The following is a 25,641-nucleotide window of genomic DNA, read 5'->3' as shown; positions in this document are numbered from 1 at the left end:
CTACAGGCGCGACAGGATGTAGTCGGCCCGCTCCTCCGGTCCGACCGCCGGGACCTCTACGAGCGGGATGGGCAGTTCGGAGTACACCTCGAGCAGCAGGTCGTGGATGCGCCGTTGCGCGGAGGCGTCCTCGGTGCGGGCGTAGTCGGGGTGCAGCGGGAGCAGGCTCAGGATGAACGCCTTCCGGTAGCGCAGGTGCGCCAGCGCCTCGAGCAATCGGGCATCGGGCTCGAGCCCGAGGAACCGGTAGTACGCCAGCGAGTCGGGCAGCCCGCGGTCGAGGAACACGATCTCGTCGGGATCGAGGGCGGCCTCCTGCGCGAGCTGCAGGTCGAGCACGTTGCGCTGGAACTCGACCTGGCGCGAGCGGATGTCGGCGACGGACCGGCCGCCGAGTCGCTGCAGGTCGATGTAGTGGCGGGACTGCTCGATCGCCGTGCGGTAGCCGCGCCGCGCCAACAGGTCGACCGTGGTGGTCTTGCCCGAGCTGGGGCCGCCCGTGATGACGTACCAGTTCGACACGGCGGCCTCCTTCGGCGCTCGATGGCCGGATGCTACCAGCCGGGGTCGCACTCACGGTCGCCGATCGCAAGGGGGTTGCCCGATCGATCCACGCGTCCGACAGTCGTCGACATGACCGAGCAGGGCAGGACCATCACGACGCCGGGTTCGCGTGATCGGGTCGAGGACGTCTGGGGAACCCGGACCCCGTTCGGACGGGGTGCGCACTGGCCGGAGCGCGTCGACCAGCTCCTGGCCGACGGCGTCGCCGAGGGCGACGTGGATCGCTGGGTGCGCTCGGCGTGCGTGCTGTGCAGCAACGGCTGCGGGTGCGACATCGCCGTCAAGGACGGCCGGATGGTGGGCATCCGCGGCCGCGCCGACGACCCGATCAACCACGGCCGGCTCGGGCCCAAGGGCCTCTACGCCAGCTGGCAGGGCGTCGAGCACCGCGACCGGCTGACCACGCCGCTCGTGCGTCGCGACGGCGTGCTCGAGCCCGCGAGCTGGGACGAGGCGATGGACCTCATCGTCGAGCGCAGCCGCGCGCTGCTCGAGGAGATCGGGCCGCTCAGCCACGGCTTCTACACGAGCGGGCAGCTCTTCCTCGAGGAGTACTACGCGCTCGCGGTCATCGGCAAGGCCGGCGTCGGCACGCCCCACATGGACGGCAACACGCGGCTCTGCACGGCGACGGCCGCGGCATCCCTCAAGGAGTCGTTCGGGGCCGACGGCCAGCCCGGCTGCTACGAGGACCTCGACGAGTGCGAGGCGCTGTTCCTCTACGGCCACAACATGGCCGCGACGCAGACGGTCGCCTGGTCGCGCGTGCTCGACCGACTCGACGGGCCGGAGCCGCCCGCGCTCGTCGTCGTCGACCCACGCCGCACGCCGGTCGCGAAGCGCGCGACCGTGCACCTCGCCGTGAATCCCGGCACGAACCTCGCGCTCATGCTGGCGCTCGTCCGAGAGCTCATCGCCAACGGGTGGACGGATGACGCGTGGGTCGCCGAGCACACGGTCGGATTCGAGGAGCTCGCCGAGCAGGTGAAGCCCTGGACGCCCGAACGCGCCGCCGAGGTGTGCGGCGTCGCCGCCGACGACATCCGCGAGGCCGCCCGCATCTTCGGCACGACCGACCGGGTCGTCTCGACCGTGCTGCAGGGCTTCTACCAGTCGGCGCAGGCGACCGCCTCGTCGTGCCAGGTCGACAACCTGCACCTGCTGCGCGGCATGATCGGCAAGCCCGGCGCGGGGCTGCTGCAGATGAACGGCCAGCCGACCGCGCAGAACAACCGCGAGACCGGCGCCGACGGCGACCTCTCGGGCTTCCGGAACTGGGAGAACCCGGAGCACGTCCAGGAGCTCGCGACGCTCTGGGGCGTCGACGCCCAGAAGATCCCCCACTGGGCGCCGCCGACGCACGCCATGCAGCTCTTCCGGTACGTCGAGCAGGGCTCGATCCGGTTCCTGTGGATCTCGGCGACCAACCCCGCGGTGTCGCTGCCGCAGCTCGCGCGCATCCGCGACATCCTGTCGAGGCCCGAGACCTTCACGGTCGTGCAGGACCTCTACCTGACCGCGACCGCCGCGCTCGCCGACGTCGTGCTGCCCGCGGCCGCGTGGGGCGAGAAGACGGGCACGTTCACGAACACGACGCGGACCGTGCACCTCTCGGAGCAGGCCGTGGAGCCGCCGGGCGAGGCCCGGTCCGACCTCGACATCTTCCTGGACTACGCGCGGCGCATGGACTTCCGCCGGAACGACGGCGGCCCGCTGCTCGACTGGGCGGGGCCGGAGGACGCCTACCGCGCCTGGCAGGAGTGCTCGCGCGGGCGCCCGTGCGACTACACCGGCATCTCGTACGACGACCTGCGCCGGGAGAGCGGCATCCGCTGGCCGCGACGCGAGGGCGAGACGACGAGCACCGATCGGCTCTACGCCGACGGGCGGTTCCCGACGAGCCCCGACGAGTGCGAGAACTACGGGCACGACCTGCTCACAGGGGCGGACGTCGGTCCCGAGAAGGCGAAGGCCCTGCGGGCCGACGGCCGGGCGCACCTGAAGTCCGCCCCCTACACCGGACCGCACGAGCCCCCGGACGACGAGTACCCGCTCCGGTTCACGACGGGGCGCGCCACCCACCACTTCCACACCCGCACCAAGACCGGGCGCTCGCCCGAGCTCGACGCGGCCGCGCCGTCGGTCTGGCTCGAGATGGCCGAGGCGGATGCCGCGGAGCGCGGCCTTGCGGACGGCGACGCCGTCGAGGTGACGTCGCGCCGCGGGCGCATCGTCGCACCGGTGCGCATCACCGCCATCCAGCCGGGCACCGTGTTCGCGCCGTTCCACTACGGCTACTGGGACGCTCCGCCCGGCGCGGAGGAGCGCCATCCGACCGCGGCCAACGAGCTGACGGTCACCGAGTGGGACCCGGTCTCGAAGCAGCCCGTGTTCAAGACCGCCGCCGTGCAGGTGGCCCGAGCGAAGGGCGAATGATGAAGCTGCCCGTGTACCTCTCGCTCATCGACGAGTCGGAGAAGTCGCTCGCCGACGCGTACCGCCAGATGGCGAACGCGCACGGCGACGAGCCCGACATCCACTTCCTGTGCCTCGCCCACGCGACGCAGTGCGAGGAGCACCGCGCGAAGCTCGCGCCCGTCATCGAGCGCTACGGCACGACGGGGTCGGGCGGCGAGCCCGAACGCCTCCACCATGACGGCGTCGGGGAGCCGCGCACCGGCCCACTCGGGCTGCTCCGCGACCTGCAGGACCTCTACCTGCTCGCCACGTTGGTCGACGTCACCTGGGTCATGGTCGAGCAGGCCGCGCAGGCCCTGCGCGACGCCGAACTGCTGCAGGTCGTCGAGGGCTGCGACCACGAGACCGCGGTGCAGCTCGCGTGGCTCGTGACGCGCATGAAGCAGTCGGCGCCGCAGGTGCTCGTCGCGGCGCGCTAGGCGATCGCGGGGGTCAGCCGGTCGGGCCCTGCCCGATGCTCAGCCACTCGCCCGCGTCGTCGGCGCCGCCGGTCCGACGGCCGCCGGAGCCGCCCTCGGTGCCCTTCAGCTCGGCGATCTGACGGTCGACCTCGGCCTTCGCGCTGAGCGCCGCGAGCTGGCGCTCGATGTCGGCGTCGGGCGGGGCGGTGAGGTCCTTCAGCGCGCCGCTCGCGAGGAGCTCGTCGGTCGCCGCGGCGCGCGCCTGCATCTGGGCCACGCGGTCGCGGGCCCGGTCGAGGCTCGTGCCGACGTCGTCGATGGTCGCCCCGATGCCGGCGACCGCCTCGTTGGCCTTCACCTGCGCCTCGGAGGCGGTATAGGTCGCCTTGATGGTCTCCTTCTCGATGCGGAACGCCGCGATCTGCTCCGAGAGACGGCGCTCGCGGTCTTCGAGCTGGCTCGTCTGGGCCTGCATGCCCGCGTACTGCTGCTGGAGCTGCGCCACCTGCCGCTCGATGAGCGAGCGTCGTTCGAGCGCCGCACGCGCCAGGTCCTCACGCCCCTGGCTGATCGCCTCCTTGGCCTGCGCGCCCAGCCGCTGGTAGCGGTTGCCGAGCTCCTGCCCCTGGAGGTCGACGCGCTTCTTCGCGGTGGCGACCTCGGCGAGCGCCTGGCGCACCTGCTGCAGCAGCTTGACCTGCTGGTCGTAGCTGTCGTCGAGCATGTCCCTCGGGTCCTCCATGCGGTCGAGGGCCTTCGAGGTCTTGGTGCGGAAGATGCTCCGCATGCGTGAGGTGTTGCTGTTGCTCATGGGCGGTTCCCCCTGTTCGGTGCGGGTGCGGGCGCTGCGGTCCGCGGGGTGATCCGGCCCGGGCCGGATGCGTCGTGGGCGTTCAGCGTCCGCAGCTCCCCGACCCCGGCGTGAAGGGCGACGACCTCGCGGTCGACCTCGGCGCGGAGCGCGGTGAGCGCGTCGTCGGAGACGCCGCCGAGACCGGCGCCGACCGACGCGCGGAGGCGGTGCACGAGGTCGGCGACCTGGTCGACGCGGCGCCCGGCGGCCGGCAGCTCCTCGGCGAGGACCGCGGCGTCGGGCTCGCTCTCCATGAGGCGCAGCTGCAGGTCGAGCGCCTCGCCCTCGTGCTCGATGCGGCGGAAGAGCCGCGAGAGCTCGCCGCGCGGGGCCGTGCCGCTCGCGGCCAGGGCGACCGCGGCGCGCCCGCTCTCGAGCGTCTCACGCAGCCGGACGCGCAGGCGGAGCACCTTGCCGCGCGGGCCGGTGGCCACGCGTGCGCGCGTCCGCAGCACGGCGCCGCCGATCGCGGGGCTCCGCCGGATGCGCTTCGCGATGGCCCGGACCACGAGGAAGACCGTCGTCAGCGACACCGCGACGATGATCATGAGCGCGAGCAGCACCCCGAAGATGACGTCCACGATGGCCCCCTCCGTCGTCGCCGCCTCGCCGGCGTGAAACGCGATATAACGCAATCTACGCCTGGTTCGGGCCGAGCGTGAGGGTCTGCGGTGAATTCGCAGGACCGGCGGACCGTCGGCCGACGCGGCGCCCGTTCTCCGCTTCTTCCGAACCTCGCAGCGGGGGGCCAGCGTGCGCCCAGCACGCAGAACGGCGATCGGGTGCCCGGCCGAGGTGGTCTCGCGACCCGCACGCCGTCCGTGTCGGCGCTGAAACGCCTGATCGGCGTGGAGAATCGCTCATCGACCGGACCCGGGCCCGAATGACCCGGCGGAGTCAGGGTAGATCGCTCGCCCCACCGCGTAAACCCCCAAACGCTTCGGGCCGGTCCTGCCTAACGTGGACGACTTGATCGGCGGCGTGCGACCCGCAACCCCCACGCCGTTCGAGACCCGGTTCAACGCTGAGCCGCGATCGGATGCGACATCCGGTCGCCCACCCAGGAAAGCGAGGAACCCGATGACCTTCACCGACGGCACGTCTGCCCTCGACGGCCTGATCGGCTGGTTCGAGGAGATCATCTCGGCCATCGACTGGGGCGCCATCCAGGACTTCTTCGGCTCGATCTCCCCGTACTTCCCGGTGGCGATCGCCGGAACGATCGTGTGGGGGCTGTGGGTCTACCGCTTCGTGCTCTCCCGGCGCGCTCGCCCCATCGTGACCGACCACCGGGCGACCACCTCGGTCGTGGTCCCGTCGTTCCACGAGGACCCCGGCATCCTCATGGAGTGCCTCGACTCGTGGCGCGCGCAGGATCCCGACGAGATCATCGTCGTGCTCGACGTCGCCGACCTCGAGGCCTACGACCGCATCGTCGCCCTGGGCGATGAACGCGTGCGCCCCATCCTCTTCCACCACGTCGGCAAGCGCTCGGCGCTCGGCGCCGGCATCCGACTGGCCAGGTTCGACCTGCTCGTGCTCACCGACTCCGACACGCGCTGGCAGCCCGGGCTGCTGCGCAACGTCCAGATGCCGTTCGCCGATCCCGACGTCGGCGGCGTGGGCACGCACCAGAACGTCTACCAGCGCGGCACGAGCGTCTGGCGCCGCATCGCCGACTGGCTCGTGAACCTCCGCTACTACGACTACGTCCCGGCGATGGGACGCGCCGGCGCGGTGCCGTGCCTCTCGGGCCGCACCGCCGTCTACCGGCGTGCCGCGGTGCTCCCGGTGCTCGAGCAGCTCGAGAACGAGTTCTTCCTCGGTCGTCGCTGCATCGCGGGCGACGACGGCCGACTGACGTGGCTGGTGCTCTCGTCGGGCTGGAAGACCGTGCACCAGTCGAGTGCCCGGGCGCTGTCGATGTTCCCCGACACCATGCGCGCGTTCGTGAAGCAGCGGGTGCGCTGGAGCCGCAACTCCTACCGCTGCTACCTGACCGCCGTCGGCACGGGGTGGCTCTGGCGCGTGCCGTTCGTCACCCAGGTGACCGTCCTGCAGATCCTGCTCACGCCCGTCACGATGGGGATGACCCTGTTCTACCTGCTGTTCGCCCGCCTCGAGCCGACCGCGCTCGGCGTGACGGCGGCGGCGGCCTGGCTCCTGCTCGGTCGCGGCATCCGCGGCTTCTCGCACCTGCGCCGGAACCCCGAGGACCTGCTGATCCTGCCGCTGCTCGCCCTGACCGTGATCTTCATCGCGCTGCCGGTCAAGCTGCTCGCCTTCGCGACCATGAACACGCAGGGATGGCTCACCCGACGCGCGGGCCAGGTCGGCGGCGACGGACAGGCCTCCGACTCGCTCGAGCACGGTGCCGGGGCCGCCATCGAGGAACTGCCCGTCCGTGAGGAGGTGGCCGCATGACCACGCTCCGCAGGCTCCTGGCCACCATCGCGCTCGGCGTGCTCATCGTCGCCGGCGCCCTCGGCGCAGGCATCCTCTTCGGCAAGCCGGCCGCCACCGACGAGGTGGGCGGATACGGCGTCGCCTCCGACGACTCGGTCCAGGGGCGTCCGTACCGCGGTGACGCCGAGCGGGAGGCGGCACTCGTGAGCGCCGAACGCGGTCGCCTCGATCTCGTGCGCGAGGTGTCGGCGACCGCGCCGTCGAGGATGACCTGGCTCACCGGGCCGTACCGCGTTCCCACGACGCCCGCAGCCACGCTCGTGCTCCCGCCCCGGGAGGATCCGTACACCCTCGCCGAACTCGAGGAGGCGGCGCCCGACAGCGTCGCCACCCAGGCGGACGGGTCCATCCTGGTCCAGGAGAACGTCGTCGCGCTGGCCGGCGCCACGCTCGACCTGAGCACGGGCGGTGATGCCCTCCGGCTGCGCAGCGGTGCCGACGGGTTCGTTTCCATCATCACGCTCGGCGGCGGCCTCATCGCCCACGGCGCCGATCAGGCGCCGCTCGCGATCACCAGCTTCGACCCTGCTTCGGGCGGGACGGATGCCGACACCTCCGACGGTCGCGCCTACCTCCGCGTCATCGGGGGCACCGTGGATCTCCAGCACGCGGCGCTCGAGGACCTCGGCTTCTGGAGCGGCGAGACCGGCGGTCTCGCCCTCACAGGCACCGACGTGCCCGCCCAGCCCGAGACGGGCGACGCGGGCACCGAGTCGGGCGTGACGCCGACCCTCTCGGCATCGGAGCTCGCCGCGCTGACCGACGGCGTCGCCCGCCCCGGCGGCACGGTGAGCGGAACCATCAGCGACGTCACGGCGACGGGCAACGCGTTCGGCCTGTTCGCGTCGTGGACCACGAAGCTCGCCGTCAGCGGCCTCAGGGTGCACGGCAGCCTCGTGGACGGCATCGTGCTGAACCGCTCGGTGACGGCCACCACCATCGAGTCCTCCGAGTCCACCGGCAACGCCGTGGACGGCATCGTCGTCGAGCGATCGAGCTCGGGCATCACCATGACCGGGGTCACCGCCTCGCACAACGGCCGGAACGGCCTCTCGATCGATGCGCGCCCGATGGCGCTCGGCCCGAGCGCGACGGGCTCGCCGGCGGTCGAGTACGGCGACGTGCACCTCGACGGCGGCACCGTGGCCGGCAACGCGGGATACGGCCTGCGCATCGACGGCGGCGAGGGCATCACGGTGACCGGAACCGACGTCACCGGCGGCGTGGTCGGCATCGCGCTCGACGACGGCGCCTCCGGCGTGGAGGTCGCGGGCAACCGGCTGGCGGGGCAGAGCCGGCAGGCCCTGTCCATCAACGGTGGTGTCGAGGGCCGGGTGCACGACAACCGGATCTCCGGTGTCGACACCGGCGTGCGCATCCACGACGCGTCGGCCGTCGTCGCCGACAACGAGTTCACCGACATCACGAACCATGCCGTGACGCTGGTCGGCACCGCGACCGGCGTGCGGGTGACGGGCAACACCGTCGCGGGCGACGGCGCCAAGCCGTTCTCCGACCGTGCGTCGGGCGGGTACTTCGCGCGCAACGACGTCGACGCCTGGGAGCAGCGCGTCACGGCCACCTCGGTGGTGCGCACCATCGCGCAGCCCCTGACCATCGTCTGGGTGGCACTCGGGGTCCTGCTGCTGTTCACCGCCGTCGCCGGATTCCGGCATCACCACGGTCGGGCCGAGCGCGAGGCCGAGCGTCGACCGCTCACCGAGCTCTCGCCCGGCATCGTGACCGCCGAGGAACTGAGAGGGAAGGCATGACGAACCACGCAGGCAGCAACCTTGCGGAGCAGCACACGGCGGCCGCTCCCGGTCGCGGCGCCCTCGTCGCCATCGTCGTCGCCGTGCTCGCGGTGATCGTCGCCGGTGCGGCCGCGATCGGCTGGGCGGCGAGGCAGGATGCAACCTCCGGCGGCTCAGGGGAGAGCGGCGGCTCGGCCGGCAGCGGCTCGAGCGGCGCGAGCGACGCGCCGACCGGGGAGGCGGACGGCCCCGATTGCACCGAGGCGACCGTCGACGTCACCGACGCCGACGAGCTCCGGGCCGCGCTCGATGCGGCGCGACCGGGCGACGTGATCGCGATGGCACCCGGGCGGTACGACGGTCGGTTCACCATGACCGCCGCTGGGAAGCCCGACGCCCCGATCACGCTGTGCGGGTCGCGAGACGCCATCCTCGACGGCGGCGGCACCGACGACGGCTACGTCGTCCACCTCGACGGCGCCAGCCACTGGGTGCTGCAGGGCTTCACCGTGCGCAACGGCCAGAAGGGCGTGATGGCGGATGCTACGACCGACACCGTCATCCGCGACCTCGACGTCTCGCACATCGGCGACGAGGCCATCCACCTCCGCGCCGGCAGCACCGACAACCAGGTGCTGCACAACACGATCAGCGACACCGGACTGCGGAAGCCGAAGTTCGGCGAGGGCATCTACATCGGCACCGCCGAATCGAACTGGTGCGACATCAGCGACTGCGAGCCCGACGCGAGCGACCGCAACCTGATCGAGGGCAACGCCATCTCGAACACGACCTCCGAGAGCGTCGACCTCAAGGAGGGCACGTCCGACGGCGTGCTGCGCGACAACACGTTCGACGGCGCCGGGATGGTCGAGGCCGACTCGTGGGTCGACGTCAAGGGCAACGGCTGGCTGATCGAGGGCAACACCGGCACCACCTCGCCGGCCGACGGCTTCCAGACCCACGAGATCCTCGACGGCTGGGGAACCGGCAACGTCTTCCGCAGCAACACCGCCGACCTCGGCGCCGACGGCCTCGGCTTCTCGTTGAAGCCCGAGCGCGACAACGTCGTGACCTGCGACAACACCGTCTCCGGCTCAGGCGCCGAGCTGAGCAATGTCGAGTGCCGCGACGAATGACCCCGAACCCGATGCCATCCCAGGAGGAACACATGGGCACCACCCGACACCCCGAGTCCACGAGCCATCCCATCGCCGAGCGCCCGAGGATCACGGTCGTCGGCGTCGGCTACCTCGGCGCGACCCACGCCGTCTGCATGGCCGCGCTCGGCTTCGACGTGCTCGGCGTCGACGTCGACGAGCGGAAGGTCGCCGAGCTCGCCGCCGGCCGCGTGCCGTTCTTCGAGCCCGGTCTGCAGGCGAAGCTCTCCGAGATGCTGGCGACCGGACGGCTCGCGTTCACGACCGAGTTCGACGAGGCCGCGCGCTTCGGCGACGTCCACTTCGTCTGCGTCGGCACGCCGCAGGCCGGCGACTCGGATGCCGCCGACCTCGCCTTCGTCGACCAGGCGTTCGAGGCGCTGGCGTCGCGCATCGACCGACGGGCCCTGCTCGTCGGCAAGTCGACCGTCCCCATCGGCACCGCCGAGCGCCTGACGCGGATGGTGCGCGAGCGCTCGCCCATCGGGGACCGGCTCGAACTGGCCTGGAACCCCGAGTTCCTGCGTGAGGGCTTCGCGGTCGAGGACACGCTGCACCCCGACCGGCTCGTGTTCGGGGTCGCCTCGGAGTGGGCGGAGCGCCAGCTGCGCGCCGTGTACGCGCCGATCCTCGCGCAGGGCACGCCGCTCGTGGTGGCCGATCTGCCCACCGCGGAGCTCGTCAAGGTCGCCGCGAACTCCTTCCTCGCGACCAAGATCTCGTACATCAACGCGATGGCCGAGGTGTGCGAGGCCACCGGCGCCGATGTCGACCTGCTCGCCGCCGCGCTGTCGCACGACGCCCGCATCGGCGGCCGCTTCCTCAAGCCGGGGCTCGGGTTCGGCGGCGGGTGCCTCCCGAAGGACATCCGCGCGTTCGCCCACCGCGCGGAGGAGCTGGGCGTGGGCGAGGCCGTCGCCTTCCTGCACCAGGTCGACGACATCAACACGCGCCGGCGGCTGCGGATGGTCGACCTGGTCCGCGAGCTCGCCGGAGGCGACCTCGACGGTGCGCGCATCGCGGCCCTCGGCGCCGCGTTCAAGCCGGACTCGGACGACGTGCGCGACGCCCCGGCGCTCGACGTGGCGCGCATGCTCTCGCTCGAGGGGGCGCACGTCGTCGTGTACGACCCCGAGGCGAACGCGAACGCGCACCGCGCGTACCCCGACCTCGACTACGTCGATTCGCTCGCGGAGGCCGTGACCGATGCCGACGTCGTGGCGCTCCTGACCGAGTGGCGCGAATTCGGCGAGGCCGATCCGGAGGCGCTCGGGGAGCTCGTCGGCCGCCGCCGCATCGTCGACGGTCGCCACGCGCTCGACGCGGATGCCTATCGCGGCGCCGGCTGGGAGTTCCGAGCGCTCGGCCGTCCGGCACCCCGCCGTTCGGTGGTGCCGGCGCCCGCCTGAGCGGTGATCGGCGTGCCGGGGCGCAGGAAGGTCGAGTGCGCCAGTCGCCCCAGCTGCGCCGCGCAGGCATCGGCCGACCAGCCGTGGAGTCCGACCAGGGTGTCCAGGATGTCGAAGGACATCAACGCCTGCAGCATGTCGGCCATGCGCTCGACGGTCCAGCCGTCGGCGAGCACGCCCTCGTCGCGCGTGCGTTCGGCGAGCTCGCGGCAGATGCGGTACCAGTCCGCCTGGACGAGCCTCCAGTGCTCGGCGGCATCCGCGTCGGCGTCGCGCATGGCCTGGACGGCGCGGGCGACGCGCGCGATCCGGGGGTGGAAGCGGGCGACATGCGCGGCCCAGGCGGCAAGGGCGGCCGCGGCATCGGATGCGTCGTGCACGGGGCGCAGCGACTCGGCCAGCTCCTCGGCCTCGTTGACGTGTTCGAAGAGCGCGGTGACCAGGGCGGTGCGCGACTCGAAGCGGAGGTAGACCGTGCGCCGGGTGACGCCGGCCCGGTCGCCCACCGCCCCCATCGTGAGGGCCTCGAGGCCCTGCCCTTCGACGATCTCGCGCGCGGCCTCGAGGAGCGCGGCGCGCGTGCGCCGGCTCCGGGCGTTCTGCGGATCCATCGCACCTCCGGGAATAGAGGTTACATGGTGTGTCGTTCAGAAACGACACAGATTGTGTACTTCTATTCCCGGAGGGGACCATGAACCCGTCGTATCCGCACCTCGCGCGCCCGTCGCGCCTCGCGCTGCTCCTGCTCGCCGCGACCCAGTTCGTCCTCGTCCTGGACTCGGCCATCGTGAACGTCGCCCTGCCCTCGATGCAGGCCGATCTCGACTTCACGGCGGGCGGCGTCACGTGGGTCGTCAACGCCTACGCGCTGCTCTTCGGGGGCCTCCTGCTCTTCGGCGGTCGCCTTGCCGACGTCGCCGGTGCGCGGCGCGTGTTCGTCGCGGGGCTGCTGGTCTTCGTCGTCGCCTCCGTCGTCGGCGCGCTCGCGCCGACCGCCGGCGCCCTCGTCGCCGCGAGGGCGGCCCAGGGGCTCGGTGCGGCCCTCACCGCGCCCGCGGCGATGGCCCTCGTCATGACGATCTTCGCGCCGGGGCCGCGGCGCAACCGGGCGCTCGGCCTGATGGGCGCGGCCGCCGGGCTCGGCGGCGCATCCGGGGCGATCCTCGGCGGCCTGCTCACCGAAGCCTGGGGGTGGCCCGCGATCCTCTGGATCAACATGCCGATCGGCATCCTCATCGTCGTGGGCGCGCTCGTGCGCCTGCCGGCGACCCCGCTCCGTGCCGCGCGGCCCGCCCTCGACCTCGGCGGGGCGATCACCGCGACCGGGGGACTGGTCGCCGTCGTGTTCGGCCTGATCGGCGTCTCGGAGGACGGATGGCTCTCGATCAGGGTGCTGCTCCCGCTCCTGGCCGGAGTGCTCCTGCTGACGGCGTTCGCGATGCTCGAGCGGCGCGCGGCCGACCCGCTCCTCCCGCCGTCGCTGCTCGCCGTGCGCGGCCTGCGCGGCGCCAACCTCGCCGTGCTGCTGAGCGCCATGGCCATGATGCCGATGTGGTTCCTGCTCACCGTCTACCTGCAGGCGATTCGCGGCGCCGGACCGGTGGTCGCGGGCCTCGGCGTCCTGCCCACCGTGGCGATGCTCGTCCTCTTCAATGCCCTCGCCCCGCGCATCATCGGGCGGTTCGGGGTGCGGATGCCGCTGGCCGTCGGCCTGCTCGTCGCGGCCGTCGGGCTGGCGTGGACTTCCATCCTCGACCCGCAGTCGTCCTTCCTCGCCGACCTCGTGCTGCCGCAGCTGGTCACCGGCATCGGATTCGGCCTCGCCTTCGTCGCCGGCACCGTGGCCGCCACGAGCCGGGTGCCCGTCGAGCGGGCGGGGATCGCCGGAGGCGTCTACACCACCTCGCAGCAGGTCGGCGGCGCCATCGGCCTGGCGGTGCTCGCCGCCGTCGCGACGGGTACCGGCGCCGACCAGGCGGCGGTGCTCACCTCCGACCTGTCCGCGGCCTTCCGGGTCGCAGCCGGCTTCGCTGCCGCGGCGGCCGTCGCCTCCTGGCTTCTCGTGCCTCGGGCCGACCGCGGCGGTTCCCGCTCGGGCGCCGCTCGGAGCGCGGATCAGGACGTCGATCTCGCCGACCTCTCATCCGCTCGTCCGTGACCGTGCGGCGCGTTGGCTGCCTCGTTTGGTACGGTCGCCCCGACGACCACTTCCATTTCACGATCGATTGCGAAGACGGAATGGAGAGACCCGATGAAGCTCCTGCTCACCTCTGCCGGCGTCGGCAATCCGACGATCCGCGCTGCACTGGTCGACCTGCTGGGCAAGCCCATCGAGGAGTGCAGCGCCCTGTGCATCCCCACGGCCGCGTACGGCCACGGTTCGAGCGAGGGAGCATGGCGCTTCATCAGCGGGCGTTCCCCGTTGCACATGGTCGACCAGGGGTGGAAGTCCCTGGGCGTCCTGGAACTCACCGCCCTGCCGAGCATCGAGCGGGAGCTCTGGGTCCCGGTCCTGGAGCAGGCCGACGTCCTGCTGGCCGGCGGAGGTGACTCCCTGTACCTGGCGCACTGGATGCGCGAGTCCGGGTTCGTCGACCTGCTCCCCACCCTGTCGAATACCGTCTGGGTGGGCCTGAGCGCCGGGAGCATGGCGCTCACGCCCCGGATCGGCGAGTACTTCGTCGAGTGGCAGCCGCCCGGCGGCGGAAACGAGGCCCTGGGCGTCGTCGACTTCTCGATCTTCCCGCACCTGGACCATCCGAACCTCCCGCAGAACACCCTCGCCCACGCGGAACGATGGGCCGCCACCCTGCCGAACGCGGCATACGCCATCGACGACGACACGGCCATCGTGGTCGCCGCCGGCGCGGTCCGAGTCGTGTCAGAGGGATCCTGGACGCACTTCCCCCTCCCGGTGGCATCCGGATGACCGATCGTCTACGCGTCGCGAGACCCCCGGTCGCGGAACTCCACGTCCACCTCGAGGGAACCCTCGAGCCCGCGTTCATCATCGAGACTGCGGGGGAGAACGGCATCGACCTCCCGTGGCGGTCGCTCGAGCACCTCGAGGCGCAGTACGACTTCACCGATCTCCAGTCGTTCCTCGACCTGCTCTACGTGAACCTCGAGGTCCTGCGCGACGCGGACGACTTCGCAGCGGTCACCCATCGCTACCTCGCTCGCGCCTCGGCCGCGGGCGTGCGGCACGCCGAGATCTTCTTCGACATCCAGGCGCACACGCGACGCGGCATCCCGGCCGAGACAGTGATCGGCGGCATCCGCAGCGCACTGGACCGAGGCCTCACCGACCACGGGATGACGACGAAGCTCATCATGTCGTTCTGGCGCGACCTCCCGCCGGGGGATGCGATGGATGCCCTCGCCCACGTGCTCGACGCCGGCCTGCCGATCGACGGCATCGGCTTGGACTCGGCGGAGGTCGGCTACCCGCCGTCGCTCTTCGTCGAGGTCTACCGGATGGCTCGCGACGCGGGGCTCCACGTCGTGGCGCACGCCGGCGAGGAGGGCCCGGCCGAGTACGTCCGGGAGGCGCTCGACCTGCTGCACGTCGAACGCGTCGACCACGGCATCCGGAGCCTGGAGGACCCCGACCTCGTCGAGCGCCTGGTCCGCGATCGCGTTCCGCTCACCGTCTGCCCGCTGTCGAACGTGCGACTGCGCACGGTCGACACGATGGCCGACCATCCGCTGCCCCGGATGCTCGAGCTCGGCCTCCTCGTGAGCGTGAACTCCGACGACCCGGCGTACTTCGGCGGCTACCTCGACGCGAACTTCGACGCCGTCGTCACGCAGTTCGGCCTGGATGCCGGAGCGGTCGAGCAGTTGGCGAGGAACTCCGTCGATTCCGCCTTCCTCGATCCGGTCGGACGGGCGCGACTCCACGGCGAGATCGACGCGTGGAAGCGCGATCGATCGGAATGAGGCGTGCGGCGCGCGCCGACCTCTGCCACGATGCACACCATCGATCGGGTGCGTGCGCCGAGGGAGGAGGCTCGCAATGGCCAAGGAGATCATCAGCACCCCGGATGCACCGACGTCGCCGTTCTACAGCCAGGGCGTGCGAGTCGGGGCGCACGTCTACGTCTCGGGCACGGTGGGCGTCGACGTGAGAAGCGGGGTGCTCGCGGGTGACACCATCCAGGAGCAGACCCGGCAGGCGCTCGCGAACTGCGAGGCGATCCTGAAGGCGGGCGGGGCGACGCTCGACGACGTCGTCGAGGTCGGCGTGCTGCTCACCCGCCCCGAGGACTTCCCCGGCCTCAACGAAGAGTACGCACGCTGGTTCCCGTCGGCTCCGCCGACGCGGTACGTCGCGAAGCTCGGCGTCGAATTCCCCGGCATCCTCGTCTCCATCCGGATGACCGCCGTCACCGGCTAGATCAGCGAAGGTCTGGGAATCAGGCGTGCTCGACCGAGCCCAGCGGGCCGCGAGCCCGGAGCGAGGTCGCCGGTGCCTGAGCCGGTCCGCGCGCTCCGTTCCGGGTCCAGAGCGAGCGGGCGGCGACTGCTCCGGCCACCGCCAGGATGGCGAGCGCGGACCAGGTGATCGTAAGCCCCATGGCCGTACCGAGCCATCCCGCGATCGGGTACGTCAGGAGCCAGGCCAGGTGCGACAGCGAGAACTGCGCGGCGAAGACCTGGGGCAGCCTCGTGGGTTCCACTGATCCGCGAAGGATCCGTCCCGTGGGCGTGACGATCATGGCCATGCCCGATCCGATCAGGAGCCAGAGGATGGCGGTGCCGGCCCACGTGATGATCCCGGCGGCGGTGAGCGCGGCGGCCGTGATCGTGGCGACCGACAGCACTGCGGCGCCGGTCAGCATGACCGTGCGTTCGGCGATCCGGTCCAGCACGCGGGGGAGGGTGAGGGCTGCGATCAGTGAGCCCGTGCCGGACGCGGCGAGCATCCAGGCGACGGCCGATTGCGAGCCGCCGAGTTCGTCGCGCACGTAGGTGACCGTGTTGACGATCACGATCGAGCCGGCGGCCGCGACGACCAGGTTGAGGGCGATCACGCCGCGGAGCTTCGGTGTGCGCAGGAATGTCCTGATCCCCGAGGTGGCACGGTCCCAGGCGCCGGAGCGCGTGCCTCGGCCGGCGTTCGGGATGCGGGTCGAGAGGACGAGCAGGGTGGAGAGGATGAAGCCGAGCGACGTGCCGAGGAACAGCCAGCTGAAGCTCATGAAGCTGAGCGCGATGGCGGCCAGCACCGGGCTGAGCAGGCTCTCCATCGTGTAGGCGACCTGCGAGGCGGACAGGGCCCGCGTGTAGTCGGCCTTGTCGGTCACGATGTCGGGGATCACCGCTTGGAACGTCGGGGTGAACGCCGCGGAGGAGGCCTGGAGGAGGCCGATCAGGACGTACACGTGCCAGACCTCGGTGATGAACGGAAGCGCGAGGACGACGATGGCGCGCAGGGCGTCCAGCGTGACGAGGAACACCCGCCGGGGAAGCCGGTCGATGTATGCCGCTGCGATCGGGGCGATGATCACATAGAGGACCATCTTGATCGTCAGCGCCGTGCCGAGCACCTGACCGGCCTGGGGTCCGGCGAGATCATAGGCCAGCAGGCCGAGGGCGACGGTCGTCAGCCCGGTGCCGAACAGTGCGATCACCTGCGCGCTGAAGAGGTGGCGGTAGTCGCGGATCTTGAACAGTCGCATGGTCTTCCTCCTGCGAGGACCGGGTCGGGATACCTGTGTAACCAAATACCCCTAGGGGGTATTCCGATTCGCCCGAAACCAGTCAGACGGCGCACGGCCGGGGTGCCCCACGGACGTGCCATCCGACGCCGGGGCCGTCGCGATGGCTGACGGGTGCCCCAGGCTCCGAGGCGGCCGTGGTCTCCGATCACGTTGCGTGCGCGCGGATTGCCTGAATCGGCCGCGGAACCGCACCCGCCGGCCCGGCCGGAACGAGAAGACCCCCGGGCGCCTGCCCGGGGGTCTTCATCTCGATGTGGCTCCGACCGGCATCGATCCGGTGACCTTTCGATTTTCAGTCGAACGCTCTACCAACTGAGCTACAGAGCCTCGCGACATCCGCCGGCGAACCGGACGGTGCCTCGATAAGGAGAAAGCCCCTTCTCTCGAAAGGGAAAGGGCTTGTCGCCTGAGCGACCCTGACGGGACTTGAACCCGCGACCTCCGCCGTGACAGGGCGGCACGCTAACCAACTGCGCCACAGGGCCTCGTAAAGAAGCTGTTCAATTGTACCGGACCCATCGAGTGACCCCAACGGGATTCGAACCCGTGCTGCCGCCGTGAAAGGGCGGTGTCCTAGGCCGCTAAACGATGGGGCCGGATGTTCCGGCAGTGGCCGTGCTGGGCACGACCGCCGAGAAGAGAGCATACGCGGTCGGCTGCGAGATTCCAAAACGAGCGCGTCCGCGACACGCCGATGCCCGCGGAAATGCCGGGGGACCGGCCCGTGCGTCCTTAGTGTGGCAAGGGCCACTGCCCGCACGAGAGTCATGAGCGCGGCGCCGCAGGGCCCGCGCGGATGGGGAATCATGTCGCGAACCGCAGAGCGCCGAGCGTTCGGCCGGGTGGGCTCGCGCCTGCGTGCCTTCGCCGCCGTGCTCGCCCTCGTGATCGCGGCGACGGGCGGCGTCGTGGCCGATCCGGTTCCGGCGATCGCCGCCGACTACCCCACGTGGGACGAGGTGCAGAAGGCCAAGGCCGACACCGCCGCCGCCGCGAAGGCCGTGGACCAGATCATCGGGCTCATCGCCCAGCTCGAGGAGAACGTCGCGGTCGCGCGTGCCGAGGCCGAGCGCCGCACCGAGGAGCTGCTGGTCGCGCAGCAGCAGTACGACGATGCCGTGCGCCGCGCCGACGAGATCCAGGCGCAGGCCGACAGCGCCGCGGCCGAGGCGGCCGACGCCGAGCGCAACGCCGGCCAGCTCGCCGCGCAGCTGTACCGCACGGGCGGCACCGACCTCGGCGTGAACCTCATGCTCGACGCGGGGGAGTCCGCGCGCACCGACGAGCTGCTGGCGAAGCTCGGCTCGATGGAGAAGCTCGTCGAGCGCACCGCCGACATCTACGCCGAGGCCAAGGAGTCGACCAACACCGCGCAATCGCTCGCCGACCAGGCCGAGGTCGCGCGGGCCGAGCGCGAGAAGCTGCGCATCGCCGCCGAGGAGGCGCTCGCCGCGGCGCAGGCCGCGCAGGCCGCGGCCGAGGCGGCGCTCGCCGAGTCGGAGGCGCGCAAGATCGAGCTCGACCAGCAGCTGAAGTTCCTGAAGGACACGGAGGCGAAGACGACCGCCGCGTACCAGGAGGGCGAGCGCAAGCGCAAGGAAGAGGAGGAGCGCCGGCGCAAGGCCGAGGAGGAGCGGCGCCGTCGCGAGGCGGAGGCCGCAGCGGCCGGCGGCGGAGGCGGCAGTGGTGGAGGCGGCGCGGGTGCGCCATCCTCCTCGGGATGGTCGAAGCCGGCGTACGGCTACATCTCGGGCAACTACGGCCCGCGCGAAGTGATCTGCAGTGGCGGCTACTGCTCGAACCCGTTCCACTACGCGACCGACATCGCCACCGGATGCTCGGCGCCGATCTACGCCGCCTACTCCGGCACGGTCGTCTACGCCGGCTGGTCGGGCAGCTACGGCAACTACCTGAAGATCGACCACGGCGGCGGCATCTACACCGGCTACGCGCACATCCGGGACGGCGGCCTGTTCGTCGGCTACGGCCAGTGGGTGAGTTCGGGCCAGGTCATCGCCTCGAGCGGCACCACGGGCGCATCCACCGGATGCCACCTGCACTTCGAGGTCTACAACGGCTGGAGCCGCATCGACCCGGTGCCCTTCATGGCGGCACGCGGGGTCTACCTGGGCTGAGACGCGGAACGGGGCGAGCCGGTCGGCTCGCCCCGTTCGATGCGTGCGGCGGATGTCGCGACATCCGCCCGATGCTCAGTGCCCGTGGCCCGGGAACGCCTCGATCGCCTTCGCGATGAGCGCCTCGGCCTCGGCCGCGTTCGCCCACCCCTCGGTCTTGACCCACTTGCCGGGCTCGAGGTCCTTGTAGTGCTCGAAGAAGTGCTCGATCTCCTTCTTCGTGTACTCGGGGATCGAGTCGACGTCCTGGATGTAGTCCCAGCGGGGGTCGCCCGCGGGCACCGCGATGATCTTCGCGTCGCCGCCGCCGTCGTCGACCATGTTGAAGACGCCGACCGGGCGAACCTTCACGCCCACGCCCGGGAACAGCGGGTACTGGGTGAGCACGAGCACGTCGAGCGGGTCGCCGTCGTCGCCGAGCGTGTTCTCGAAGAACCCGTAGTCGGTCGGGTAGACGAAGTTCGTGTAGAGCACGCGGTCGAGGAAGACCCGGCCGGTCTCGTGGTCGACCTCGTACTTGTTGCGGCTCCCCTTGGGGATCTCGATGACGGCGGCGTACTCGCCCATGCTGTTCTCCTCGTGTCCGGATGGCGCGCTCGCGCCCGGATGGCCGGAATAAGGTTACGTGATGCCCTCCGAGCGCCGTCCACGCCTGACGCCGCCGATCGCCGACGTGCGGCGCGCGGTGCGCTCGGTGCTGGCGTCCCGGGAGGATGCCCCCCTCGCGCTCGTCGCCTTGTCGGGCGGGCCCGACTCGCTCGCGCTCGCCGCGGCCGCTGCGTTCGAGGCCCCGAGGGCCGAATGGCGCGCGGGCGCGGTGATCGTCGACCACGGCCTGCAGCCGGGGTCGGGCGAGCAGGCGGATGCCGCGGCATCCGTCGCCCGCGACCTCGGCCTCGAGCCGGTGCTCGTGCGCCGCGTCGACGCGGGCGCCGCACCCGGTGGCGCGGGACCCGAGGGCGCCGCGCGCGCCGCACGCTACGCCGCGCTCGACGCGGCCGCCGGCGAGACCGGAGCCGAGCTCGTGCTGCTCGGCCACACGCTCGACGATCAGGCCGAGACCGTGCTGCTCGGACTCGCGCGCGGCTCGGGCGCCGCGAGCCTCGCCGGCATGGCACCCCGGTCGGGGCGGTACGCGCGGCCGCTGCTCGGCATCCGCCGCGCGACCACGCGGCAGGCCTGCCTCGACGCGGGTCTCGTGCCGTGGGACGACCCGCACAACACCGATCCCGCGTATGCGCGCGTGCGCGTGCGCGAGCGCGTGCTGCCGGTGCTCGAGGCCGAGCTCGGGCCGGGCGTCGCCGAGGCCCTCGCGCGCACGGCCGAGCAGCTCCGGGAGGACGAGCAGGCGTTCGCCGAGCAGATCGAGGAGTTCATCGAGGAGATCTGCGAGCCCGCCGAGGCCGGCATCGCCGTCTCGGTCGGCGCGCTTGCCGCGAACCCTGCCGCCCTACGCCAGCGGATCATCCGGCACGTGGTCGCGAGCGAGTTCGGCGTCGCGCTGAGCCGCCGGCAGACGCTCGAGGTCGCCCGTCTCGTGACCGACTGGCGCGGGCAGGGCCCGATCGACCTGCCGGGATGCCGCGCCGCGCGGGTCGGCGCCCGGATCGAGTTCACGGCGGGCGCCTCGGCCTGAACGCGCGCGGGCTAGGCTCGTGCCATCCGTTCGCCCATGGACCAGATGGAGGAGCCCGGGATGGATTCGCGCGAGATCGAGGCCGACCTGACCGAGGTGCTGGTCACCGAGCAGCAGATCCGCGACAAGCTCGCCGAGCTCGCCCGCCGCATCGAGGCCGACTACGAGGGCCTCGACATCCTGCTCGTCGGCGTGCTGAAGGGCGCGGTCATGGTCATGGCCGACCTCGCGCGCGAGCTCCGGCCGCACGTGAACATGGACTGGATGGCGGTGTCCTCGTACGGCGCCGGCACGCAGTCCTCGGGCGTCGTGCGAATCCTGAAGGACCTGGACACCGACCTCACCGGCCGGCACGTGCTCATCGTCGAGGACATCATCGACTCGGGCCTGACCCTCAGCTGGCTGCGCGGCAACCTCGAGTCGCGCGGCGCCGAGTCGGTCGAGATCTGCGCCCTGCTCCGCAAGCCCGACGCGGCGAAGGTCGAGGTCGACGTGAAGTACCTCGGCTTCGACATCCCGAACCAGTTCGTCGTGGGGTACGGGCTCGACTTCGCCGAGAAGTACCGCAACCTGCGGGATGTCGCGATCCTCGCGCCGCACGTCTACAGCTGACAGCCGGGCCGCCCCGGCCTAGAGTCTCCTCATGAGCCGAGGGGGGCGTCGGAGCCGGGTGCGCGGCGCCGCCGCCGCGTTCGCGAGCAAGTGGGTCAATCCCGACCTGCGCCGTGCGCAGCTCAGCTTCCTCGGCGCCTGGACCGCCGAGTGGGCGTTCACCGTGGCGCTCGGGATCGTCGCGTATCGCGCCGGCGGCGCGGTGGCCGTGGGGCTCGTCGGGCTGCTCCGGATGGTGCCGTCCGCGGTCTTCGCGCCGCTGCTCGCGCCGATCGCCGACCGCGGCCGGCGCGAGCGCGTGCTCATCCTGGTCTCGCTCGTCCGCGGGGTCGCGACCGCGGGCGCCGCCGTGGTCGTCGCGGTCGGAGGCGAGACCGGCATCGTCTACGCCCTCGCGGTCGTCTCGACGATCGCGGCGACGCTCTACCGGCCGGCGCACTCCGCCCTGCTGCCCTCGCTCTGCCGCACCGGGTACGAGCTCGCGAGCGCCAACATGGTCCGGGGCCTGCTCGACTCGGCGGCCACGCTCGTGGGTCCGCTCCTGGCGGCGGTGCTGCTCCAGTTCACCGGCGTCGACGTGGTGTTCGCCGTCGCGGCCGCCGCCTCGTTCGCCGCCGCGGCCGTGCTCGTGGGGCTCCGCTACGAGGCGCCCCCGCGTCCTCCGGCGCCGAGCCGCCCGAACCTCGCGAGGGAGGCCGCCGACGGGCTCAGGGCCGTCGCGCGCAACCGCGACCTCGTGCTGATCCTCGCGCTCGCCGCCGCGCAGGCGCTCACGCGCGGCGCGCTCACCGTGTTCTCGGTCGTGGTCGCGATCGAGCTGCTCGCGACGGGCGAGCCCGGCGTCGGGGCGCTCATGACGGCGGTGGGTGTCGGCGCCGTGCTCGGGTCGCTCGGGGCGTCGCTCCTCGTCGGCACGAGTCGGCTGGGCGGATGGTTCGCGGTCGGCATCGGACTGTGGGGCCTGCCGATCGCGCTCATCGGCGTGTTCCCGCAGCAGGCGACCGCGCTGGCGCTGCTCTCGTTCGTCGGGATCGGCAACGCCCTCGTCGACGTCGCCGGCTTCACGCTCATCGCGAGGATGGCGCCCGACGAGGTGCTCGCCCGCATCTTCGGCGTGCTCGAGAGCCTCGTCGCGGTGTTCGTCGGGATCGGCGCGGTCGTGGCATCCGTGCTCGTCGAGTGGCTCGGCGTGCAGGCGGCCCTCATCGCGATCGGGCTGCTGTGCCCCGTGCTCGCCGCGCTGTCGTGGCGCCGGTTGCGCGCGCTCGACCGCACCGTCGGCGACCTCGACCAGCACGTCGGGCTGCTCCGGCAGGTGCCGATGCTGAACACGCTGCCGCTGCCCTCGATCGAGCAGCTCGCGCGGGCGCTCGAGCCGGTCGCGGTCCCCGCGGGCGTGCCGGTGTTCACGCAGGGCGAGGCCGGCGACCGGTTCTACGTCATCGAGTCGGGCGACGCCGACGTGGTCGGCGACGGGCGCGTCGTCGCCGCCCTCGGCCCGGGCGAGGGCTTCGGCGAGATCGCGCTGCTGCGGCGCACCCCGCGCACGGCCACCGTGCTGGCCACGAGCGACCTCCGGCTGCAGGCGCTGACGTGCGACCGCTTCCTGCCCATCGTGCTCGGGTACACGCCCAGCGCGCGGCAGGCCGAGGTCGACATGGACGACCGCCTCGGGCAGTGGCAGGAGCGCGGACCGCGCGAGCCGTTCGAGGAGCCGCCGACGTCGTAGGCGCGCCGCGGCATCCGCCCCGCACCGCTTTCAGCGAACAGGGAGCCGGTCCACAGCGGCACCGCTGTAGCCTTGCAGGACCATGAACGTGAAGAAGATCCTGCGCGGGCCGATCCTCTACATCCTGCTCGCGATCGTCGCCGTGTGGATCGGATCCAGCCTCATCAGCCAGTCCGGCTTCCGGGAGGTCTCGACCCAGAAGGGCCTCGAGCTCCTCGACCAGGGCAAGGTCGCCGCGGTGAAGATCGTCGACGTCGAGAACCGGGTGGACCTGACGCTGAAGGAGGCCGAGAAGGACCTCGGCACCCAGGTGCAGTTCTACTACGTCACGCCGCGCGGCGAAGACGTGATCAACGCGGTCGACGCGGCGAACCCGAAGGACGGCTACAACGACGAGGTGCCCCAGCCGAACTGGTTCCTCTCGATGCTCGGCATCCTGCTGCCGCTCGTGCTCATCGGCCTCTTCTTCTGGATCATGCTCTCGGGCATGCAGGGCGGCGGCAACCGCGTCATGCAGTTCGGCAAGTCCAAGGCCAAGCTCGTCTCCAAGGAGAGCCCGAAGGTCACCTTCGACGACGTCGCGGGCGCCGACGAGGCCATCGAGGAACTGCACGAGATCAAGGACTTCCTCAAGGACCCGGCCAAGTTCCAGGCCGTCGGCGCGCGGATCCCCAAGGGCGTGCTGCTCTACGGCCCTCCCGGCACCGGCAAGACCCTGCTCGCGCGCGCCGTCGCGGGCGAGGCCGGCGTGCCGTTCTACTCGATCTCCGGCTCCGACTTCGTCGAGATGTTCGTCGGCGTCGGCGCGAGCCGCGTGCGCGACCTGTTCGACCAGGCCAAGCAGAACGCGCCCGCGATCATCTTCGTCGACGAGATCGACGCGGTCGGCCGCCACCGCGGCGCCGGCCTCGGCGGCGGGCACGACGAGCGCGAGCAGACGCTGAACCAGCTGCTCGTCGAGATGGACGGCTTCGACCCCAAGACCAACGTGATCCTCATCGCGGCCACGAACCGTCCCGACATCCTCGACCCGGCCCTGCTGCGCCCCGGCCGCTTCGACCGCCAGATCGGCGTCGACGCCCCCGACCTCAAGGGCCGCCAGAAGATCCTCGAGGTGCACTCCAAGGGCAAGCCGCTCGCCAAGGGCGTCGACCTCGAGGTGCTCGCTCGCAAGACGCCCGGCTTCACCGGCGCCGACCTCGCGAACGTGCTCAACGAGGCCGCGCTGCTCACCGCGCGCTCGAACGCGCAGCTCATCGACAACCGCGCGCTCGACGAGGCCGTCGACCGCGTGATCGCGGGCCCGCAGCGCCGCTCGCGCGTGATGAAGGACAAGGAGAAGCTCATCACGGCGTACCACGAGGGCGGTCACGCGCTCGCGGCGGCGGCGATGAACTACACCGACCCCGTGACCAAGATCACGATCCTCCCGCGCGGCCGCGCGCTCGGCTACACGATGGTGCTGCCGCTGGAGGACAAGTACTCCGTCACGCGCAACGAGCTGCTCGACCAGCTCACCTACGCCATGGGCGGCCGCGTCGCCGAGGAGATCGTGTTCCACGACCCCTCGACCGGCGCGTCGAACGACATCGAGAAGGCCACGTCGACGGCCCGCAAGATGGTCACCGAGTACGGCATGAGCGCGACCGTGGGCGCCGTCAAGCTCGGCCAGTCGCAGGGCGAGGTGTTCCTCGGCCGCGACATGGGCCACCAGCGCGACTACTCCGAGGAGATCGCCGAGACCGTCGATGCCGAGGTGCGCGCGCTCATCGAGCAGGCGCACGACGAGGCCTGGCAGGTGCTCAACGACAACCGCGACATCCTCGACCGCCTCGCCGCCGAGCTGCTCGAGCACGAGACGCTCGACCAGCACCAGATCGCCGAGATCTTCAAGGACGTCTCGAAGCTGCCGCCGCGCCCGCTCTGGCTCTCGAGCGACAAGCGGCCGGTCTCCGACCGCCCGCCGATCCAGTTCCCGCACCAGAAGGCGCCGATCGACCAGGGCGCCGTCGACGGCGGCGTCGACTCGGGCAAGCCCGTCGAGGAGGCGAAGGCGTCCCGCACGCCGCGCACGAAGCCGCGTCCCGCGACGGCGTGAGCCGGCCGGTGAGGAGGGTGCCATGACGGGGGTCGACACCGCCCGCATCGAGCGCGCCGTGCGCGAGCTGCTGCTCGCCATCGGCGAGGACCCCGAACGGCCCGGGCTCGAGCGCACCCCCGCCCGCGTCGCCGAGGCGTACGCCGAGTACTTCCGCGGCATCGGCGCCGACCCGCAGGCCCTCCTCGCCGACTCCGTCGACACCGGCTCGGCCGACGACGGCGAGCCCGCCACGGGCGACGCCGTCGTGCTGCGCGACCTCCACTTCCGTTCGGTGTGCGAGCACCACCTGCTGCCCTTCATCGGCACCGCGCACGTGGCGTACCTGCCCGGCGCCAAGGTCGTCGGCCTCAGCCGCATCCCGGCCGTCGTCGACACGCTCGCCAGTCGCCCGCAGGTGCAGGAGCGCCTCGCGGAGGAGATCGCCGACGCGCTCGAGGCTGGTCTCGAGCCGCGGGGCGTGCTCGTCGTGCTCGACGCCGTGCACGGCTGCGTGACCACGCGAGGCGCCCGCCAGGAGCACAGCTCGACGATCACGATCGCGAGCCGCGGCGCGCTCGCCGAGCCCGCCGCACGGGCCGAGATCATCGGGCTCATCGGATCGAGCCGAGGTGCCTGAG

At 71.8% G+C, this 25,641-nt stretch carries 22 protein-coding genes and 3 tRNA genes; 16 read left to right on the top strand and 9 right to left on the bottom strand.

Going from position 1 to position 25,641, the window contains the following annotated elements; genetic code table 11:
• Positions 1 to 522: an AAA family ATPase gene (locus JOD46_RS16505; RefSeq protein WP_307835076.1), complete on the bottom strand. Its 522-nt coding sequence runs from the start codon at positions 520 to 522 to the stop codon at positions 1 to 3.
• Between the two features lie 111 nt (positions 523 to 633).
• Between JOD46_RS16505 and JOD46_RS16500 the strand changes: the two genes are divergently transcribed.
• Both JOD46_RS16500 and JOD46_RS16495 read left to right on the top strand, forming a co-directional pair.
• Positions 634 to 3,000 carry a molybdopterin oxidoreductase family protein gene (locus tag JOD46_RS16500; protein WP_204395553.1) on the top strand — a complete coding sequence of 789 codons (2,367 nt, stop codon included), beginning with the start codon at positions 634 to 636 and terminating at the stop codon, positions 2,998 to 3,000.
• Positions 3,000 to 3,461: a hypothetical protein gene (locus tag JOD46_RS16495; RefSeq protein WP_204395552.1), complete on the top strand. Its 462-nt coding sequence runs from the start codon at positions 3,000 to 3,002 to the stop codon at positions 3,459 to 3,461. The genes JOD46_RS16500 and JOD46_RS16495 overlap by 1 nt, the downstream gene beginning before the upstream one ends.
• Positions 3,462 to 3,474: 13 nt before the next feature.
• On the opposite strand, the gene JOD46_RS16490 is transcribed toward JOD46_RS16495, so the two are convergent.
• Both JOD46_RS16490 and JOD46_RS16485 read right to left on the bottom strand, forming a co-directional pair.
• On the bottom strand, positions 3,475 to 4,254 hold the full coding sequence (locus JOD46_RS16490; RefSeq protein ID WP_204395551.1) for a PspA/IM30 family protein: 780 nt from the start codon (positions 4,252 to 4,254) through the stop codon (positions 3,475 to 3,477).
• A complete protein-coding gene (locus JOD46_RS16485) occupies positions 4,251 to 4,877 on the bottom strand; it encodes a hypothetical protein (protein ID WP_204395550.1) in 627 nt (208 codons plus the stop codon). Before JOD46_RS16485 ends, JOD46_RS16490 begins: the two co-directional genes overlap by 4 nt.
• Positions 4,878 to 5,376: 499 nt before the next feature.
• Between JOD46_RS16485 and JOD46_RS16480 the strand changes: the two genes are divergently transcribed.
• The 4 genes from JOD46_RS16480 to JOD46_RS16465 are packed head-to-tail and all read left to right on the top strand — an operon-like array spanning position 5,377 to position 11,085.
• The gene (locus JOD46_RS16480; protein WP_204395549.1) at positions 5,377 to 6,720 is read left to right on the top strand and encodes a glycosyltransferase; all 1,344 of its coding nucleotides are present in this window, start codon (positions 5,377 to 5,379) and stop codon (positions 6,718 to 6,720) included.
• Complete coding sequence (locus JOD46_RS16475; protein ID WP_204395548.1) at positions 6,717 to 8,534, top strand: right-handed parallel beta-helix repeat-containing protein; 1,818 nt, start codon at positions 6,717 to 6,719, stop codon at positions 8,532 to 8,534. The genes JOD46_RS16480 and JOD46_RS16475 overlap by 4 nt, the downstream gene beginning before the upstream one ends.
• Positions 8,531 to 9,655: a right-handed parallel beta-helix repeat-containing protein gene (locus JOD46_RS16470; RefSeq protein ID WP_204395547.1), complete on the top strand. Its 1,125-nt coding sequence runs from the start codon at positions 8,531 to 8,533 to the stop codon at positions 9,653 to 9,655. Before JOD46_RS16475 ends, JOD46_RS16470 begins: the two co-directional genes overlap by 4 nt.
• Before the next feature lie 32 nt (positions 9,656 to 9,687).
• Complete coding sequence (locus JOD46_RS16465; RefSeq protein WP_204395546.1) at positions 9,688 to 11,085, top strand: UDP-glucose dehydrogenase family protein; 1,398 nt, start codon at positions 9,688 to 9,690, stop codon at positions 11,083 to 11,085.
• Here JOD46_RS16465 and JOD46_RS16460 read toward each other — a convergent pair.
• Entirely contained in the window at positions 11,007 to 11,696 is a 690-nt protein-coding gene (locus tag JOD46_RS16460; protein WP_204395545.1) for a TetR/AcrR family transcriptional regulator, read from the bottom strand. The two genes, JOD46_RS16465 and JOD46_RS16460, sit on opposite strands and share 79 nt — an antisense overlap.
• Positions 11,697 to 11,776: 80 nt before the next feature.
• Between JOD46_RS16460 and JOD46_RS16455 the strand changes: the two genes are divergently transcribed.
• The 4 genes from JOD46_RS16455 (at position 11,777) to JOD46_RS16440 (ending at position 15,484) form a co-directional block, all read left to right on the top strand.
• Entirely contained in the window at positions 11,777 to 13,243 is a 1,467-nt protein-coding gene (locus tag JOD46_RS16455) for an MFS transporter (protein WP_204395544.1), read from the top strand.
• A gap of 93 nt (positions 13,244 to 13,336) precedes the next feature.
• The gene (locus JOD46_RS16450; protein WP_204395543.1) at positions 13,337 to 14,014 is read left to right on the top strand and encodes a Type 1 glutamine amidotransferase-like domain-containing protein; all 678 of its coding nucleotides are present in this window, start codon (positions 13,337 to 13,339) and stop codon (positions 14,012 to 14,014) included.
• On the top strand, positions 14,011 to 15,027 hold the full coding sequence (locus JOD46_RS16445) for an adenosine deaminase (RefSeq protein ID WP_204395542.1): 1,017 nt from the start codon (positions 14,011 to 14,013) through the stop codon (positions 15,025 to 15,027). The genes JOD46_RS16450 and JOD46_RS16445 overlap by 4 nt, the downstream gene beginning before the upstream one ends.
• A gap of 76 nt (positions 15,028 to 15,103) precedes the next feature.
• Positions 15,104 to 15,484 (top strand): RidA family protein, encoded by a 381-nt coding sequence (locus tag JOD46_RS16440; protein ID WP_204395541.1) that lies wholly within the window; start codon positions 15,104 to 15,106, stop codon positions 15,482 to 15,484.
• A 19-nt stretch (positions 15,485 to 15,503) separates the two neighbouring features.
• Here JOD46_RS16440 and JOD46_RS16435 read toward each other — a convergent pair whose 3' ends face one another.
• The 4 genes from JOD46_RS16435 to JOD46_RS16420 form a co-directional block, all read right to left on the bottom strand.
• Complete coding sequence (locus JOD46_RS16435; RefSeq protein WP_204395540.1) at positions 15,504 to 16,769, bottom strand: MFS transporter; 1,266 nt, start codon at positions 16,767 to 16,769, stop codon at positions 15,504 to 15,506.
• A 296-nt stretch (positions 16,770 to 17,065) separates the two neighbouring features.
• Positions 17,066 to 17,138: transfer RNA gene (locus tag JOD46_RS16430), tRNA-Phe, on the bottom strand.
• A gap of 84 nt (positions 17,139 to 17,222) precedes the next feature.
• A tRNA-Asp gene (locus JOD46_RS16425) sits at positions 17,223 to 17,296 on the bottom strand.
• A 38-nt stretch (positions 17,297 to 17,334) separates the two neighbouring features.
• A tRNA-Glu gene (locus JOD46_RS16420) sits at positions 17,335 to 17,407 on the bottom strand.
• Positions 17,408 to 17,617: 210 nt separating this feature from the next.
• On the opposite strand from JOD46_RS16420, the gene JOD46_RS16415 reads away from it, so the two are divergent.
• On the top strand, positions 17,618 to 18,946 hold the full coding sequence (locus JOD46_RS16415; RefSeq protein WP_204395539.1) for a M23 family metallopeptidase: 1,329 nt from the start codon (positions 17,618 to 17,620) through the stop codon (positions 18,944 to 18,946).
• Positions 18,947 to 19,021: 75 nt separating this feature from the next.
• Here JOD46_RS16415 and ppa read toward each other — a convergent pair whose 3' ends face one another.
• Positions 19,022 to 19,513 carry an inorganic diphosphatase gene (ppa, locus tag JOD46_RS16410; RefSeq protein WP_204395538.1) on the bottom strand — a complete coding sequence of 164 codons (492 nt, stop codon included), beginning with the start codon at positions 19,511 to 19,513 and terminating at the stop codon, positions 19,022 to 19,024.
• A gap of 61 nt (positions 19,514 to 19,574) precedes the next feature.
• Here ppa and tilS point away from each other — a divergent pair, with 61 nt between their 5' ends.
• From tilS to folE, 5 genes are all read left to right on the top strand, one after another.
• On the top strand, positions 19,575 to 20,582 hold the full coding sequence (tilS, locus tag JOD46_RS16405) for a tRNA lysidine(34) synthetase TilS (RefSeq protein ID WP_204395537.1): 1,008 nt from the start codon (positions 19,575 to 19,577) through the stop codon (positions 20,580 to 20,582).
• 60 nt (positions 20,583 to 20,642) lie between these two features.
• Positions 20,643 to 21,194, top strand: coding sequence for a hypoxanthine phosphoribosyltransferase (gene hpt, locus JOD46_RS16400; RefSeq protein WP_204395536.1), 552 nt, complete (start codon positions 20,643 to 20,645; stop codon positions 21,192 to 21,194).
• 31 nt (positions 21,195 to 21,225) lie between these two features.
• Positions 21,226 to 22,923 carry an MFS transporter gene (locus JOD46_RS16395; RefSeq protein ID WP_204395535.1) on the top strand — a complete coding sequence of 566 codons (1,698 nt, stop codon included), beginning with the start codon at positions 21,226 to 21,228 and terminating at the stop codon, positions 22,921 to 22,923.
• A gap of 82 nt (positions 22,924 to 23,005) precedes the next feature.
• A complete protein-coding gene (gene ftsH, locus JOD46_RS16390; protein WP_204395534.1) occupies positions 23,006 to 25,021 on the top strand; it encodes an ATP-dependent zinc metalloprotease FtsH in 2,016 nt (671 codons plus the stop codon).
• Between the two features lie 22 nt (positions 25,022 to 25,043).
• Positions 25,044 to 25,640 (top strand): GTP cyclohydrolase I, encoded by a 597-nt coding sequence (gene folE / locus JOD46_RS16385; RefSeq protein ID WP_204395533.1) that lies wholly within the window; start codon positions 25,044 to 25,046, stop codon positions 25,638 to 25,640.
• The last annotated feature ends 1 nt before the right edge of the window (position 25,641 follow it).

This window comes from Agromyces aurantiacus, from assembly GCF_016907355.1.
Lineage (GTDB): Bacteria > Actinomycetota > Actinomycetes > Actinomycetales > Microbacteriaceae > Agromyces > Agromyces aurantiacus.
This window is presented reverse-complemented; position numbering and strand designations above follow the sequence as displayed.